Source organism: Nocardia sp. NPDC088792 (assembly GCF_044750615.1).
Taxonomy (GTDB): Bacteria; Actinomycetota; Actinomycetes; order Mycobacteriales; family Mycobacteriaceae; genus Nocardia.
Window position 1 is genome coordinate 57,999 of sequence record NZ_JBIVKC010000010.1, and the last position, 18,386, is coordinate 76,384.

Consider the following 18,386-nt stretch of genomic DNA (forward strand, 5'->3'; position numbering starts at 1 on the left):
CGAGGGTGCAGGCGTCGGCGAGGGTGAGCACTCCGGCGACATGCGCGGCGGCCAGTTCGCCGATGGAGTGGCCGAGCAGGAAGTCCGGGACGATCCCCCAGTGTTCGAACAGCCGGAACAGCGCTACCTCGACGGCGAACAGGGCGGGCTGGGTGAACTCGGTTCGATCGAGTAGGGCGCCGTCGCCGAAGAGCACCGCACGCACCGCGGGATCGAACTGCTCGCACACCGCGTCCAGGGCGGCGGCGAAAACCGGGTAGTGCGTGTGCAGTTCGCGGCCCATGCCGATGCGCTGACTGCCTTGCCCGGCGAAGAGGAAGGCGAGCCCGCCCTCGTTCACCACCGCGCTTGTCACTCCGGGCGCGGCGGCGCCGTCGGCGAGCGCGGCCAGCCCGTCCCGCAAGGCGTCGCGGTCCGCGGCCACCACGGCGGCCCGGTGCTCGAAGGCGGTCCGAGTGGTGGCCAGCGCAAAGGCCAGATCGGGCAGCGTGGCGTCCGGGTGGGTGTCCACATGGGTGCGCAGCCGGTCGGCCTGGGCCCGCAGCGCGGGGACCGACCGGCCGGAGACCACGAACGGAAGCACCTGTGGCACAGTGACTTCCACATCAGGGACCGGGATGTCCTCGGCTTGTTCCACGATGACGTGCGCATTGGTGCCCGAGACACCGAAGGAGGAGATTCCCGCACGGCGCGGCGCACCGGTCTCGGGCCAGGGCCGGTGTTCGGTGAGCAGCGAGACCGCCCCCGCCGACCAGTCCACGTGCGGGGTCGGGGCGTCGACGTGCAGGGTGCGCGGCAGTTCGCCGTGCCGGATGGCCATGATCATCTTGATCAGGCCGGCCGCGCCGGCGGCGGCCTGGGTGTGCCCGATATTGGACTTCACCGACCCCAGCCACAGCGGTCGCTCACGATCCTGCCCGTAGGTGGCGAGCAGAGCCTGCGCCTCGATCGGATCACCGAGTCTCGTTCCCGTGCCGTGTGCCTCGACCGCGTCGATATCGGCGGCGCCCAGGCGGGCGTCGGCCAGTGCGGCCCGGATGACCCGCTGCTGGGAGGGGCCGTTGGGGGCGGTGAGCCCGTTGGACGCGCCGTCCTGGTTCACCGCGGAGCCGCGTACCACCGCCAGCACCTGATGGCCGTTGCGGCGGGCCTCCGAAAGTCGTTCCACCAGCAGCACTCCCGCGCCTTCACCCCAGCCGGCGCCGTCGGCGCCGGCCGCGAAGGCCTTGCTGCGGCCATCGGCGGCCATGCCACCCTGGCGGGAGAATTCGACGAAGATGGTCGGGGTCGACATGACGGTGACGCCGCCGACCAGCGCCATCGAACATTCGTCGCGCCGTAGCGATTCCGCCGCCAGATGCAGCGCCACCAGCGATGACGAGCAGGCGGTGTCGACGGTGAGGGCGGGCCCTTCGAAGCCGAACGAGTAGGAGATGCGCCCCGACAGCACCGCGGCGGCCGTGGCGGTGGCCAGATAGCCCTCGGTGGTCTGCGGCACGGCCGCCAGCAGGCCGGCGTAGTCCTGCCCGTTGGTGCCGGCGAACACGCCGATCCGCTGGCCGCGCAAGGCCTCCGGGTCGATTCCGGCGCGTTCGAAGGCTTCCCGCGAGACTTCGAGCAGCATCCGCTGCTGTGGGTCCATGACCAGCGCCTCGCGCGGCGAGATCTTGAACAGGCCCGGATCGAAGGCGCCGGCATCGTGGACGAACGCGCCTTCGCGGGCATCGGATCGGCCCAGGCGGGCCGGGTCGGTGTCGTACAGCGCGTCGAGGTCCCAGCCGCGATCGGCGGGGAATTCGCCGACGGCGTCGCGCCCGGCGGCCAGCAGCTCCCACAGGTCTTCGGGAGTGCGCACGCCACCGGGGAACCGGCAGCTCATGGCGACGACCGCGATCGGTTCCCGCTGGCGATCCTCGACCTCGCGCAGTCGCTGGTGGGCCTGGCGCAGTTCGGCGGTCGCCCACCGTAGGTTCTCGAGCAGTTTGTTTTCATCCGTCATTGCAGGTCACCCACTGACTTCCCGAATTCCTTGTGGAGAATGTCGAACAGTTCTTCCGCTGTGGCGGATTCGATTTCCTCGCCCGCGGCCTCGGCGGGCGGTCGCTCGTGCTGCTTACAGGTCGCGAGCAGCGCCTCGAGCCGGGTCGTGAGCGCGGCGGCCGTGTCCGGACCGGTCGCGGCCAGGATGGCTTCCAGTCGTTCGAGTTCGGCGATTCCCGCCGCGGCCGGATCGGCCGGTGCGGGAACCAGTTCCGCACGCAGGCTGGTGGCCAGCGATTGCGGGGTCGGGTAGTCGAAGACCGCGGTCACGGGTAGCCGGATACCGGTCGCGGCGGCGAGCCGGTTGCGGAATTCGACGGCGGTCACCGAGTCGAATCCGAAGTCGCTGAACGAGCTTCCCGATTCGATCCCGGCGATGTCGCCATGCCCGAGCACGGTCGCCACCTGGGTGCGAATCAAGTGCACCAGCACCCGCTGCTGTTCGGCTTCTCCGGCTCCGGCGAGCTGTTCGGTCAGGGCCGAGGCGACGGGTTCATCGTCGCCGCCCGCCCGCGCGAGCCGGGCGGCCTCGGGCAGGTCGGCCAGCAGCGGGCTGGGGCGGGTGGCGGTGAACGCCACATAGAAGCGGTCCCAGTCGATCTCGGCGACGGTCAGTGCGTGCTCGCCGTGCTCGAGTACCTGGCGCAGGGCGCTGATGGCGCGCTGGGGAGCCATTTCCGGTACTCCGTGGCGCCGGGCGGTTTCGCCGACACCGCGTTCGGCCATGCCGCCGCCGGCCCACGGACCCCACGCGACGGCGGTCGCGGGCAGGCCCTGTGCGCGGCGGTGTTCCGCCAGTGCGTCCAGATAGGCATTGCCGGGCGCGTAGTTGCCCTGCCCGGGTGTGCCGACCACACCGGCCAGCGACGAGAACACCACGAACGCTTTCAGATTCATGGCCATGGTGAGCTCGTGCAGGTCCCACGCGGCCCGGGCCTTGACCCGCAGTACTCGATCGACCTGCTCGAGGGTCAAGGCGTCGATCACACCGTCCTCGAGTACCGCTGCCGTGTGCACGACGGCGTCGAGTGCGGGCAGGCTCGCGATCAGTTCGGCCAGCGCCGCTCGATCGGCCACATCGCAGGCACGCACCGTGACTTCGGTACCGAGCGCGCGCAATTCGGCCGCCAATTGCGTGGCACCGTCGGCCTCGGGCCCGTGCCGGCTCACCAGCACCACGTGCTCGGCTCCCTCGGCGGCCAGCCAGCGGGCCGTATGCGCTCCGAGAGCACCGGTTCCGCCGGTGATCAGCACGGTTCCCGAGGGCGTCCAACCCTCGAATCCGTTGCGGCCCAGGTGTGCGTGGACGAGTCTGCGGCCGAAGACTCCGTCCGGTCGCACCGCGACCTGGTCCTCGGTTCCGATCAGGACGTTCGCGACGCGTTCCGGGGTCTGCGCGTCCCACTGCTGCGGCAGGTCGATCAGCCCGCCCCAGCGGTCGGGAAGTTCCAGTGCCGCAACCCTGCCCAGGCCCCACAGCAAGGCTTGGTCGGGCCGCATGGCCTCGCCGGAGACCGACACCGCGCCACGCGTCACGCACCACAGCGGAACGTCGATTCCGGTGCTGCCCAGCGCCTGTACCAGTGCCAAGCTCGTCGCGTAGCCACGCGGCACCGCCGCATGCTCCGGGTGCGGCAGATCATCGAGCGCCAGCAACGACAGCACGCCGCTGAAGGGCGTCTTCGGCAGGCGTCGCGCGAGGGCGTCGCGGTCGGCGCCCGCCGTTTCGAGTTCGACGATCGCGGCACCGTGCGAGGCCAGAGCATCCACGATCGCGCGGCGATCGGTACCCGGCGCCGAGACCACCAGCCACGTTCCCGCCAATCGCGGGAACTCACTGTGCGCCAGCGGTTTCCAGTCCACGCGGTAGCTCCACGAGTCGACGATCGACCGGTCCCGCAGGCCGCGCCGCCACGACGACAACGCGGGCAGCACATCGCTCAGTGGTCGATCCGCCGCGAGGTTCAGGGCCGACTCCAGGAAGGTCAGATCCTGCTGTTCCACCGCCTCCCAGAAGCGGGCGTCCACCGGATCCGCGTTACGGCGGGTCTCGAGCCAGAATCGTTGCCGCTGGAAGGGATACGTCGGCAGCTCGACGGGTGCGGCGGCGGGCAGGATCGGTGTCCAGTCCACCGCCGCCCCGCGCACGAAGGCCTCGGCCAGCGAGGTGAGGAAGCGAGTCATCCCGCCGTCCGCGCGGCGCAGCGAGCCCACCGTCACCGCATCGGGGGCGGTGTCGGAGACTGCGGCGGTGAGCACCGGATGTGCGCTCGTCTCGACGAAGATCCCGTATCCGTCCGCAGCCAGCGTGCGGATCGCCTCTTCGAAGCGCACGGTCTCACGCAGGTTGCGGTACCAGTAGTCCCCGGTCAATTCGGTGGTGTCGATGGCCTTTCCGGTGAGCGCGGACACGAACGTGATGTCCGAGGGCCGCGGAGTGACCGGCGCGAGCGCGGTCGCCAGTTCCGCCTGGATCGCCTCCACCTGGGCGGAGTGCGAGGCGTAGTCGACCGGAATCAGGCGGGCGCGCACACCTTCGGCGGTGAGTTCGGCGAGCAATGTGTCCAAAGCGTCCGGGGCGCCGGACACTACGACGGCATTCGGCCCGTTCACCGCGGCGAGCGACAGGCTCGTACCCAGCCGGTCCTGAATGTCGTTCGCGGACAGGGCCACCGACATCATGCCGCCGCGCCCGGACAGCGCCAGCAGCGCCTTGCTCCGCAGCGCCACGACTCGTGCGCCGTCCTCCAGCGACAGTCCACCCGCGACACAGGCCGCGGCGATCTCGCCCTGGGAGTGTCCCGCCACGGCGGCGGGGCGCACACCGAAGGACTGCCACAGCGCGGCCAGCGAGACCATGACGGCCCACAGCGCGGGCTGCACGACGTCGACACGCTCCAGCAGTTGCTCGTCGCCGAGCGCGTCGGTCAGCGTCCAGTCGGTGAAGGGCCGCAGACTCTGCGCGCAGTCCGCCATGCGGGCCGCGAAAACCGGTGCGGAGTCGAGTAATTCGAGTGCCATGCCCGCCCATTGCGAGCCCTGGCCGGGGAAGACGAACGCGGTCCTGCCCGGGACGGCGGTGGCCGTGCCGAGGACGACATGTGCCGCCGATTCGCCGCGCGCCAGCGCGTCCAGACCGGCCCGGAATCCCGTCTCGTCCGCCGCGATCACCACCGCGCGCCGATCCAGCAGGGACCGGGTCGTCGTCAGCGAGTACCCGATCTCCGCGCTCGATGCGCCATGCGGGTGGTCCGAAAGCCGCTGCGCCGCCGCCCTGATCGCCTGATCGGTCTTCGCCGAGATGATCCACGGCAGGCTCGCCGATACCGGACCCCGGCCCTTGTCCGGTGCCGCGGAGCCGTCGGCGAGCGTGTGCGGATTCGGGACCGGCACCGCGTCCGAGGGTTGCGGGGCCTGCTCGAGGATCGTATGCGCGTTGGTGCCGCTCATCCCGAACGCCGATACCGCGGCTCGGCGGGGCCGTCCGGTCTCCGGCCACGGAATCTGTTCGGTGAGCAGCGACACCGTGCCCGCCGACCAGTCCACGTGCGGGGTGGGTTCGCCGATGTGGAGGGTGCGGGGCAGTACCGCGTGGCGCAGTGCCAGCACTGTCTTGATGATTCCGCTCATGCCGGCGGCAGCTTGTGCGTGGCCGATGTTCGATTTCACCGAGCCCAGCCACAGCGGTCGCTCGCGGTCCTGCCCGTAGGTGGCGAGCAGGGCCTGCGCCTCGATCGGATCACCGAGTTTCGTTCCCGTGCCGTGTGCTTCGACGGCATCGATATCGGCGGTGCCGAGTTGGGCGTCGGCCAGTGCGGCCCGGATGACTCGCTGCTGGGCGGGACCGTTGGGGGCGGTGAGCCCGTTCGACGCGCCGTCCTGGTTGATGGCCGAACCCCGCACCACCGCCAGCACCCGGTGCCCGTTGCGGCGTGCGTCCGAAAGTCGTTCCACCAGCACCATACCGACGCCTTCGGACCAGCCGGTGCCGTCCGCGGCCGCCGAGAACGCCTTGCAGCGGCCGTCGTCCGCGAGCCCGCCCTGCCGGGCGAAGTCGATGAACGCACCGGGCTGCGACATCACCGCGACACCGCCGACCAGCGCCATCGAGCATTCGCCGTGGCGCAGCGAGCGACCGGCCAGGTGCAGAGCGACGAGCGAAGACGAACACGCCGTGTCGAGCGTGACCGCGGGTCCCTCCAGCCCGAAGGTGTAGGCGATGCGGCCCGAGGCGACCGCGGTGACGCTGCCGGTCAGCGCGTACCCCTCGGCGCTGTCCGCGGCCCCGGTGAGGCCGGGCCCGTATTCCGAATTCGCGGCGCCGATGAACACGCCCGCTTGGCTGCCACGCACCGAGACCGGGTCGATGCCGGCTCGCTCGAACACCTCCCACGCGGCCTCGAGCAGCAGGCGCTGCTGCGGATCCATCGTCAGCGCCTCGCGCGGCGAGATGCCGAAGAAGGCGGCGTCGAAATCGGTGGCGTCGCGCACGAATCCACCCGCCCGCGGTTCGGCCGGCATGGACCGCAGATCCCAGCCGCGATCGGCGGGGAACTCCGAGAGCACGTCCACGCCGTCGCGGACCACCTGCCACAGGTCCTCGGGAGAGGCGATCCCGCCCGGGAACCGACAACTCATTCCGATGATCGCGATCGGGTCATCGTCCACGGCCACCGTCGCGGGCGCGGCGGGCACCGACGATCGTCCGCCGTGAAGTGTCGCGGAAAGGTATTCGGCGACCGAGACGGGAGTCGGGTGGTCGAAGACCAGTGTCGCCGGCAGCGCCAGCCCGGTATCCGCGCTGAGCCGATCCCGCAGTTCGACGGCGGTGAGCGAGTCGAAACCTATGTCGTGGAAGGACCGTCCGGGTTCGACGGCCTGCGCGCCGGTATGGCCGACGACCTCGGCGACCCGGGCACAGACCAGGTCCAGCAATGCCGTCGCGTCCAGCAGCGCCGTATCGTCCACGGCCAGCGGCTCATCCGTCCGCACGGGACCGGCGGGTTCCGGGGCGGGACCGGCCTCCGGGATACCGGCGAGCATCGGGCTGGGACGTTCGAGGGTGAACAGTCGCGCGAATCGCGCCCAGTCCACATCGGCGACGGCCACGAAGGTCTCGTCATGGTCGAGCGCCTGCTGCAGGGCGGCGATGGCTCGCGTGGGCGCGAGCACCGGAACTCCGCGCCGCCGCAAGGGATCCCGTTCACCCTGCGCCTCGACCATGCCGCCGTCGTCCCACGGTCCCCACGCGATGGAGGTCGCCGTGAGCCCGCGGGCCCGGCGGTGCTGTGCCAGCGCGTCCAGGTAGGCGTTGCCGGCCGCGTACGCGCCCAGGCCGCCCACACCCCAGACCGCGGAGACGGACGAGAACAGTACGAAGGCATCGAGTTCGCGGTCACCGAGCAGTTCGTCGAGATGCTGTGCGCCGAGCAGCTTTCCGGCCGCGATCTCGGCGATCTCCTCCGGCGTGGTGACGGACAACGGCGCAATGTGACTCAGTCCGGCGGCGTGCACCACGGCGTCGACCGGATGGTCCGCCAGGACGGCCGCCAGAGCTGCACGATCCGCGACGTCGCACGCGACGACGGTGGCTCTCGTGCCCAATGCGGTGAGCTCGGCGACCAGTTCGATTGCGCCGGGCGCGGATGCGCCGCGACGGGAGGTGAGCACCAACTGCTCGGCGCCATTGCGCGCCAGCCAGCGGGCGACGTGCGCGCCCAGCGCACCGGTCCCGCCGGTGATGAGCACGGTGCCGCGCGGCCGCCAGGTCCTGGCGGCCAATGTCTTCCGGATCGCGCGAGTCAGACGGCGCCCGTACAGACCCGACGGTCGCACCGCGACCTGATCGTCACCGGCCGCTCCGGAGAGCACCTGGACCAGGCGGGCCTGCGCGTGTTCGTCGAACACCTCGGGCAGGTCGATCAGACCGCCCCACCGCGCCGGGAATTCCACCGCCGCCACGCGGCCGAGGCCCCAAACCTGCGCTTGTGCAGGACTTTCCAGCACATCCGCGGCGCCGATGGAGACCGCGCCCCGGGTGACGCACCACAGCCGCGCGCCGACCTCGGAATTCAGCAGGGCGAGAGTGTCCGCGAGCGCCCGGGTTTCGTCCAGCGCGAGGAGCGACAGCACGCCGTCGGCGTCGGTGCCGCGCGCCTCGGCGAGGTCCGTCACGCGGCGGACCGTGGCGCCGTGGCGGGCCAGCGCTGCCGTACAAGCATCGACGAGGTCGTGGTCCGCGGGTCCGGCCACCAGCCAGGTGCCGGAGAGCGCGGGCGGGTCCGTCTCGGCAAGCGGCCACCAATCGATTCCGTACAGCAGCGAGTCGAGACCGGATTCCGTGAGTTCGGGCCAGTAGCGCTGCCGTTGGAACGCATAGGTCGGCAACGCCACGGTGCGCGCACCCGGGAACATGGCCGCCCAGTCCGGGCTGATCCCCCGCGTATACAGCTGTGCCACTGCGGATATCACCGTTTCGGGCTCGGTCCGGCCCTTGCGCAGCATGGGCGCGAATCCGGCCTCGGGCAGACAGGCGCGGCCCATCGCGGCCAGCGTGCCGTCGGGGCCCAGCTCCAGGAAGGTGTGTACGCCCAGCTCGGCCAGGCACCCCATGCCGTCGGCGAACCGCACCGCGTCCCGTACGTGCCGCACCCAGTACTCGGCGTCGTAGCGTTCGATCGGCTGCCCGGTCACGTTGGATACCAGCGGGATTCGCGGCTGTTGATAGGACAGGCCGGAGGCCACCTGCCGGAACTCGTCGAGCATCGGTTCCATGCGCGCCGAGTGGAAGGCGTGCGAAACCCGCAGCTGCTTGGCTTTCCGGTCACCGATCACCGAGCGCACCGCGTCCTCGTCACCGGACAGCACGACGGCATTCGGGCCGTTGACCGCGGCGATACTCACTCCGTCGACGAGCAGCGGCCGCAGTTCCGCCTCCGGCGCCAGTACCGCGACCATCACGCCGCCGAGGGGCAGCGCCTGCATCAACCGGCCGCGCGCCGTCACCAGTACGGCCGCGTCGGACAGTGAGAGCACGCCCGCGACATGTGCGGCCGCCAGCTCGCCGATGGAATGGCCGAGCAAGAAGTCCGGATGCAGACCCCAGCCTTCCAGCAACCGGAACAGCGCCACCTCGACCGCGAACAGCCCGGATTGCGCGTAGTCGGTGCGATTCAACGGCTCCGGATCGTCGCCCCAGATCACTTGCCGCAGTGGCAGATCCAATGCCGCGCAAACCTCGTCGAAGGCGTTCGCGAACCCGGAGAAGGCTTCGTACAGTTCGCGGCCCATGCCCAATCGCTGTGCACCCTGGCCGGAGAACAGGAATGCCAGTTTGCCCTCGGTCGCCGTTCCTTCGATGACTCTCGTCGAGGGGGTTCCGTGGGCCAGTGCGCGCAGGCCTGCGAGGAGCTCGGCCCGGCTCGTGCCCAGCACGACCGCGCGGTCCTCGACGGCGGCGCGCGTGGTCGCCAGCGAGAACGCCACATCCAGCAGGTGCGGCTCCCCGGATTCCACAGCGTCCGCCAAGCGGGCCGCCTGCGCCCGCAAGGCGTGCTGACCCTTACCTGAGAGCACCCAAGGCACAACCTCGCGCCCGGCCACGCCGGACACCTGGGAGCGGCCTACATCGGCGACCAGTGCGCCCGTGGCCTCCGGATCCGCCCCATCCCCGCGAACGGGATCGAGTGCTCCCGCGGTGGCGTCCGCTTCGAGGACGACGTGCGCGTTGGTGCCGCTGATGCCGAACGACGAGATCCCCGCGCGGCGCGGGCGATTCACCTCCGGCCAGGCGCGTGATTCGGTCAGCAGCTCGACCGCGCCCGACGACCAGTCCACGTGCGGCGTAGGCGCCTCGGCATGCAGCGTGGCGGGCAGGATGCCGTGCCGCATGGCCATGACCATCTTGATCACCCCCGCCACACCGGCGGCGGCCTGCGTGTGACCGATGTTCGACTTGATCGAACCCAGCCACAGCGGGTGCTCACGGTCCTGCCCGTAGGTGGCGAGCAGGGCCTGCGCCTCGATGGGGTCGCCCAATGTCGTTCCGGTGCCGTGCGCCTCGACCGCGTCGACGTCGCGCGCCGACAGTCCGGCGCCGGTCAGCGCCTGGCGGATCACTCGTTGCTGCGCCGGTCCGTTCGGCGCGGTGAGGCCGTTGGAGGCGCCGTCCTGGTTCACGGCCGAGCCGCGCACCACCGCCAGCACCGGATGCCCGTTGCGGTGCGCATCCGAAAGTCGTTCCACGATCAGCACACCCACGCCCTCACCCCAGGCGGTGCCGTCCGCGTCGGCGGAGAACGCCTTGCAGCGGCCGTCGGGAGCGAGTCCGCCCTGGCGGGAGAATTCGACGAACAGATCCGGGGTGGACATCACCGTCACGCCGCCGGCGACCGCCAGCGAGCAATCGCCCTTGCGCAGCGATTCGGCCGCCAGGTGCAAGGCGACCAGTGCGGACGAGCAGGCGGTGTCGACGGTGACCGCGGGGCCTTCGAACCCGAATGCGTAGGCCACCCGCCCGGACAGCACCGCCGCCGAGGTGCCGGTGGCCAGGTAGCCGTCGAACCGCTCGCCGCCGTCCGCGCGCAGCACCGAGGCGTAGTCCTGTCCGTTCGTGCCCGCGTACACGCCGACCGCGTCACCACGCAGCGCGCTCGGATCGATACCCGCCCGTTCGAAGGCTTCCCAGGTGGTCTCCAGCAGCAGCCGCTGCTGCGGATCCATCGCGACGGCCTCGCGTGGCATGACGCCGAAGAATCCGGCGTCGAATTCCATTGCGTCGTAGAGGAATGCGCCCTGGCGGGTGGCGAGGCGACCGGACTCGGCCAGTTTGCCCGCGTCCCAGCCACGGTCGGCCGGGAAGCCGGAGACGACATCCTTCCCGTCGACGACCAGACGCCACAGTTCTTCCGGTGACCGCACTCCCCCGGGGAACCGGCAGGCCATCCCGACGATGGCGATCGGCTCGTCCTCGGCGGCCGCCGTTGTGGGCCGCTCTGTCGTTTCGGCTGTGCCGCTGAGGAATTCGGCGAGTGCGTGCGCGGTGGGATAGTCGTAGACCGCCGTGGCGGACAGCCGCTGCCCGGTCGCCGCGACGAGCCGGTTGCGCAGGTCCACCGCGGTCACCGAGTCGAGTCCCAGGTCCTTGAACGCCTTTCCGGCGGGTACCGACTCGGCGTCGGCGTAGCCCAGCACGGTCGCGGCCTGCTGTCGTACGACATGCAGCAGCGACCGTGCGTCGCGTTCGTCGGCGACAGGTGCCTCGACGGCGGGGATCAACTCAGTCAGCAGGGGGCTGGGCCGGGTGGCGGTGAAGGCGACGCCGAAGCGGTCCCAGTCGATATCGGCCACCAGCGCGCCGGATTCGTCGGATTCGAGGATCTGCCGCAGCGCGGTCACCGCCGCCGCGGGCCGCATCATCGGCACCCCGTGACGGCGAGCGACCGCCCCGAATTCGCCGCGTCCCATGCCTTCTCCGGCCCAGGGCCCCCATGCGATCGCCGTGGCCGGCAATCCCAGCGACCGGCGATGCAGCGCCAGCGCGTCCAGATACGCGTTGCCGGGTGCGTAGTTGCCCTGCCCGGGTGTGCCGACCACACCGGCCAGCGACGAGAACACCACGAACGCTTTCAGATTCCTGGTTTCGGTCAGCTCGTGCAGATCCCACGCGGCTCGCGCCTTGACCCGCAGGACCCGGTCGACCTGCTCGAGGCTCAATGCGTCGATCACACCGTCGTCGAGCACCGCCGCCGTATGCACGACCGCATCCAGAGCGGGCAGGCTCGCGACCAACTCGGCCAACGCAACTCGATCGGCGATATCGCAGGCACGCACGGTGACTTCGGTACCAAGCTCACGCAATTCGGCCACGAGTTCCGGGACGCCCTCGGCCTGCGGCCCACGCCGGCTCACCAGCACCACGTGCTCGGCCCCGCCGGCGGCCAGCCATCGGGCCGTATGCGCTCCGAGGGCACCGGTTCCGCCGGTGATCAGCACGGTTCCCGACGGCGTCCAACCCTCGAAACCGGTGCGGCCCATGGGAGCACGCACGAGCCTGCGTCCGAACACTGCGTCCGGACGCACCGCGACCTGGTCCTCAGTCCCGGTCAGGACGCTCACCATGCGTTGCGGAATTCGCTCGTCCCAGTGCTGCGGCAGGTCGATCAGTCCGCCCCAGCGGTCGGGAAGTTCCAGTGCCGCAACCCTGCCCAGGCCCCACAGCAAGGCTTGGTCGGGCCGGACGGTCTCGCCGGAGACCGATACCGCGCCACGCGTCACGCACCACAGCGGCGCGTCGATGCCGGCCATGCCGAGGGCTTGGATGAGTGCGAGGGTCATCGCGTATCCACGCGGCACGGCGGGGTAGTCCGGGTGCGGCGCGTCGTCGGCGGCCAACAGCGACAGCACGCCGTCGATCGAGCCGATTCCGGCGAGCTTCGCGGCCACATCGTCGCCGGGCACGAGCCGCAGCACCTTGGCCCCGCGCTCAGCGAGCTGGGCGGTGAGTTCGGTTTCCTCGGGCGTGGCTACGACGAGCCAGGTCCCCGGCAGCAGTATCTGCGGATCGGGAGCACCGGTGGCCGGCGCCTGCGCATCCGATGCGCTCGGCCAGGATGGCTGGGTATCGCTGTGCGCCAATGCTTTCCAGGACACCTGGTACCGCCACGAGTCCGCAGTGGACCGGTCCCGAAGGTCTCGGCGCCACGAGGACAGCGCGGGCAGGAACTCGCTCAGCGGCCGATCCGGCGCGATGCGCAGGGCCGACTCGAGATAGGCCAAGTCTTGCTGTTCCACGGCCACCCAGAACCGGGCGTCGACCGGATCGGCCGCGCGTTCCGGGTGCAACCAGTACCGTTGCCGCTGGAAGGGATACGTCGGCAGGTCCACTCGCCGCGTGCCTGGGAACAGCGTCGCCCATCGCACCGACACCCCGCCGGCGAACGCCTCCCCCAGCGAGGTCAGGAATCGGCGCAGGTCTCCCTCATCGCGGCGCAGCGATCCGGTGACGAGCCCGTCGCTGTCCGTGGCGTCGAGGGATTCCTGGACCGCCGCCGCGAGGACCGGGTGCGCGCTCGTCTCGATGAACACCCGATGCCCGTCGGCGATCAACGCTCTCGTGACGCGCTCGAATTGCACCGTCTCGCGCAGGTTCCGGTACCAGTACTCGGCATCGAGTTCGGCCGTATCCATCGGCGCGCCGGTGACGGCGGAGTAGAACGGGATCGCGGCGCTACGGGGCCGCACCGGCGACAGCAGGTCGGCCAATTCCGCGCGGATCTCCTCGACATGCGCGGAATGCGACGCGTAATCCACCGGAATACGCCGTGCGCGTATACCTTCCGCCGCGCACCGCGCCTGCAAGGCGTCGAGTGCGTCCGGGTCCCCGGACACCACCACCGACTCCGGCCCGTTCACCGCCGCGAGGGACAGGCGCTCCCCCAGTCGGTCGCGGATCGCATCAGCGGGCAGCGACACCGACAGCATTCCGCCACGACCGGACAGTGCCAGCAGGGCCCGGCTACGCAATGCGACGATGCGTGCGCCATCGGCTAGAGAAAGCCCACCGGCCACGACTGCAGCCGCGATCTCACCCTGCGAATGTCCCACTACCGCAGCGGGTTCGACACCATTGGAGCGCCACAGCGCCGCCAGCGACACCATGACCGCCCACAGCGCGGGCTGCACCACGTCGACCCGTTCCAGCGCGGCCTCGTCGGCGAGCACGTCCACCAGCGACCAGTCGACGAATTCACTCAGCGCCGAGCCACATTCGCGCAGTCGCTCGGCGAATACCGGCGCCTGCGCTGCCAATTCCAGCGCCATGCCCGGCCACTGCGAACCCTGACCGGGGAAGACGAACACGACCTCGCCCCTGTCGCCTGCCGTAGCGACGGTGATCGGGTCCTCGGCGAGCGCGGCCAGGCCCGACAGCATCTCGGCACGATTCGCGGCGATCACGACCGCACGTGTGTCGAAGACCGATCCCGTGGCCAGCGTCCGGCCCGCGTCCGCGAGATCGAGATCGGGTTCCCGCTCGGCGAGCGAGCGCAGCTGATCTGCTCGAACACGCAGTGCCGCATCGGTCTTCGCCGAGAGCACCCACGGCACAACCGGCGATCCCGCATCGGCGGATACGTCGGCAGCGGCGGTGGGCTCTTCGATGATGAGGTGCGCGTTGGTGCCGCTGATACCGAAGGAGGAGACACCGGCCCGGCGCGGGCGGGTCGTCCGCGGCCACGGTGTCGGCGCGGTCAGCAGCTCGACGGCGCCCGCCGTCCAATCCACGTGCGGCGAAGGGGCATCCACGTGCAGGGTCTTCGGCAGCATCCCGTGCTGGAGCGCCAGCACCATCTTGATCACGCCCGCGACACCGGCGGCGGCCTGCGTATGTCCGATATTGGACTTCAACGAGCCCAGCCACAGCGGATGATCGCGATCCTGGCCGTAGGTCGCCAGCACGGCCTGCGCCTCGATCGGATCACCCAGCGTGGTCCCGGTACCGTGCGCCTCGACCGCATCCACCTCACCGGCCGAGAGACCGGCATTGGCCAGCGCCTGCCGGATGACCCGCTGCTGCGACGGCCCGTTCGGCGCGGTCAGGCCATTGGACGCGCCGTCCTGATTGATCGCCGAGCCGCGTACCACGGCCAGCACTCGGTGACCGTTGCGCTGTGCGTCCGAAAGTCGTTCCAGTACAAGCAGTCCGGCGCCTTCACTCCATCCCGTGCCGTCGGCCGCGGCGGCGAACGCCTTGCAGCGTCCGTCCGGCGAAAGTCCGCGCTGCCGCGAGAACTCCACGAACATGCCCGGGTTGGCCATCACCGTGACACCGCCCGCGAGCGCCAGCGAGGACTCGCCTTGGCGCAGCGATTGGCACGCCAGATGCAGGGCCAGCAGCGAGGACGAGCACGCGGTGTCCACCGTGACCGCCGGCCCCTCCAGGCCGTAGGTGTAGGCCAGTCGCCCCGAGGCGACCGAGGTCAGGTTGCCGGTCAGCAGGAAGCCGTCGGAGGTCGCCTCGTGCAGGCGCGGACCGTAGTCCTGCGCCATCGCACCGATGAACACACCGGTTCGTGTGCCGCGCAGGGCCACCGGATCGATCCCGGCCCGCTCGAGGGCCTCCCACGAGAGCTCCAGCAGCACCCGCTGCTGCGGGTCCATCGCGAGCGCCTCGCGCGGTGAGATCCCGAAGAAGGCGGGATCGAATTCTGCTGCGCCGTCGAGAAATCCGCCGAATCGGGGGTGGTCCGTGCCCGCATTCTCTGGGTCGGGGTCGTACGGTCCGGCCCCATCCCAGCCGCGATCGGCGGGGAACTCACCGATGACGTCGCCGCCCTCGGCGACCAATCGCCACAGTTCCTCGGGCGAATCGACGCCGCCGGGCAACCGGCAGCTCATCGCGACGATCGCGATCGGATCGAGCGCGACCGCCGACCGCGATTCCGGGGCAACGACTTGGGTGTGCTCGCCGGAGCTCTCCTCCTGCAGGAAGGCGGCCACCGCCGTACAGGTGGGGTAGTCGAACAGCAAGGTCGCGGGCAGGGCGAGCCCCGTCTCGGCGCTCAGCCGATTGCGCAGTTCGACCGCGAGATGCGAGTCGATGCCCAGGTCCTGGAACGGCAGCCCGGCATCGATCTCCTCCGGCGCCGTCTGCCCGAGCACGGCCGCGGCATGCGCGCGCACCAGGTCGAGCTCTCCGCCCGGCGCGCGGACGGCGGACGGAACCTGTTCGGCGACAAGGCCTTCGGCTTCATCGAACCAGTAGCGCCGACGTTGAAAGGCGTAGGTCGGCAGCTCCACCGGCCGGGCCCCGGTCCCGGCGAACACCGCCTTCGCATCGACCTCGACGCCGTGCGCCCACGCCTGTGCCAGCGAGGTCAGGAATCGCCGCCGGCCGCCGTCGTCTCGTCGCAGGGATTCGACCACGACGGCATCCGCGGAAGTCTCCTGAATCCCGGTGGCCAGCACCGGATGCGGAGCGGCTTCGATGAACACCCGCCGTCCGGTGCCGGTGAGCGCCCGCACGGCGGTGTCGAGCCGGACGGGTTCACGCAGATTCCGGTACCAGTACTCGGCATCCAGCGCCGTGCCCTCGGCCCATTCTCCGGTCACGGTCGAAAGCATCGGAATTCGGACCTGCCGCGGGCGAATAGCGGCGAGCTCGGCCAGTAGCCCGGCCCGGATCGGTTCGACCTCCGCCGAGTGCGACGCATAGTCCACCGCGATCCGCCGCGCGCGCACGCCCACGGCCTGATACCGGCTCACCACCGCGTCCACCGCAGCGGACTCGCCCGACACGACAACCGCATTGGGCCCGTTGATCGCCGCGATCGACAGCCCGTCGCCCGGCTCGACCCGGTCGGCGGGAATCGCGATCGAGGCCATTGCCCCGCTCCCCGCCACCGTGGACAGCAGCCTGCTGCGCACCGCCACGATGCGCGCCGCGTCGGTGAGCGACAGCGCGCCCGCCACACAGGCGGCGGCGATCTCGCCCTGTGAGTGCCCGATCACCGCGGACGGCCTGACACCGAGCGATTGCCACAGCTCCGCCAGCGACACCATGACCGCCCACAGCGCGGGCTGCACGACATCGACCCGCTCGAGCGCCTCCGCGTCCTGCAGCACCTCCGTGAGCGACCAGTCGACATGCGGCGCCAGTGCGTCGGCGCAGTCCCGCATCCGATCCGCGAAGACCGTGGAGTACGAGGCCAGTTCGACCCCCATACCCGCCCATTGCGAGCCCTGCCCGGGGAACACGAATACCGCTGTACCGTCTCCCGCCACGCCACGCACCAGATCCGGCACGGGCGCGCCGTCGGCGAAGGCGTCCAGCAGCGCCCGCGGATCGTGCCCGACCAGCGCGGCGCGATGCTCGAAGGCCGTACGCGTCGCGGCCAGCGAGTAGCCGATGTCCGCCACATCCAGATCCGGATGCGTCTGCAAGTGTGCTCGCAGTGATTCCGCTTGTCCTCGAACAGCTTTCGCATCCCGCCCGGACAGCATCCACGCCACCGGCGCGACCGCCGGCGGGTGCTGCTCCCGTTGGCTCTCCGCGGCGATGTGCTCGGCCAGTACGACATGGCAATTCGTGCCGCCGACACCGAAGGAACTGACTCCGGCCACTCGTGGCTGCTCGGTGTTCCAGGGTGTCGTGGATTGCTGGACGCGCAGGTTCAGCGCGTCCAGCGGGATGCTCGGGTTGGGGGTCTCGAAGTTGAGGCTGGCGGGCAGGGCGCGATGATGAATGCTGAGAACTGTCTTCAGCAGTCCGGCGATGCCGGCCGCGCCTTCCAGATGGCCGATATTGGTTTTCACCGAACCCACGGCGAGCGGCTCGCCGTCCGGCCTGGCCGTGCCGATCACCGCGCCCAGCGCCGCGGCCTCGACCGGATCACCGACCTTGGTTCCGGTGCCGTGCAGTTCGACGTAGTCGACCAGGGCCGGGTCCACGCCGGCCTCGCGATAGGCGAGCCGCAGCAGTTCCTGCTGCGCGATCTCGTTCGGTGCGGTCAGGTTGGCCCCGCCACCGTCGTTGTTGACGGCGCTACCGCGGATGACGCAGTAGATGCGATCACCATCGTCGAGAGCGTCGGCAAGCCGCTTGAGCACGACCAGTCCGCCGCCCTCGCCGCGGACGAAACCGTTGGCGCGCGCATCGAACACGAAGCAGCGCCCGTCCGGTGACAGTCCGCCGAAGCGGTCCGCGCGCAGCGTGCTCTGCGCTGAGAGGTTCAGCTGCACGCCGCCGGCCAGCGCGAGGCCGGTCTCGCCGCGCCGCAGGCTTTCCACCGCCAGATGCACCGCCACCAGCGAAGAAGCCTGGGCCGCATCGATCGTCATGCTCGGCCCGCGCAGGCCGAGCACATACGACAACCGGTTGGCGATCAGTCCCCGGTTGGTCCCGGTCAGGGAGTGCTGGGTGATGGCGTCGTGCTGCTGTGTCAGGGTGGCGTAGTCATCGGAGATCGCGCCGACGAAGACACCGGTCGCGGTATCGGTCAGCCGGGCGGGGATGATCCGCGCGTCTTCCAGCGCCTCCCAGCCCAGTTCGAGCATCAGCCGCTGCTGGGGGTCCATGGCGGCGGCTTCGCGGGCGGAGATTCCGAAGAATTCCGCGTCGAATTCGCCTGTGTCCGTGAGGAATCCGCCACGCATCCCGAAACTGGCGGGGTTGCGGCGGTCGGCCGGAGTGTCGGTTACCGCGTCGCCGCCGTCATGCAGCAGACGCCAGAATTCCGCCGGTCGTGCGGCTCCCGGAAAACGGCAGGAGGCACCGACGACCGCAATGGGGTCGGAGAGCATTTGTTTGTGACCTCGTCTAGAACGCTTCGATCAGCGCGGGTGTCCGG

At 70.4% G+C, this 18,386-nt stretch carries 2 protein-coding genes (1 of these 2 only partly in view); both read right to left on the reverse strand.

What is annotated here, in order from left to right; translation table 11 throughout:
* A protein-coding gene (locus ACIP5Y_RS46875; RefSeq protein WP_400360316.1) for a type I polyketide synthase crosses the window boundary here: on the reverse strand, nucleotides 1–1,999 show its 5' portion. 16,877 nt of this gene lie to the left of the window's left edge; only the first 1,999 of its 18,876 coding nucleotides appear in the window; it begins with the start codon at nucleotides 1,997–1,999; the stop codon falls past the left edge of the window.
* Nucleotides 1,996–18,339, reverse strand: coding sequence for a type I polyketide synthase (locus ACIP5Y_RS46880; protein WP_400360317.1), 16,344 nt, complete (start codon nucleotides 18,337–18,339; stop codon nucleotides 1,996–1,998). The genes ACIP5Y_RS46875 and ACIP5Y_RS46880 overlap by 4 nt, the downstream gene beginning before the upstream one ends.
* Nucleotides 18,340–18,386 lie beyond the last annotated feature (47 nt).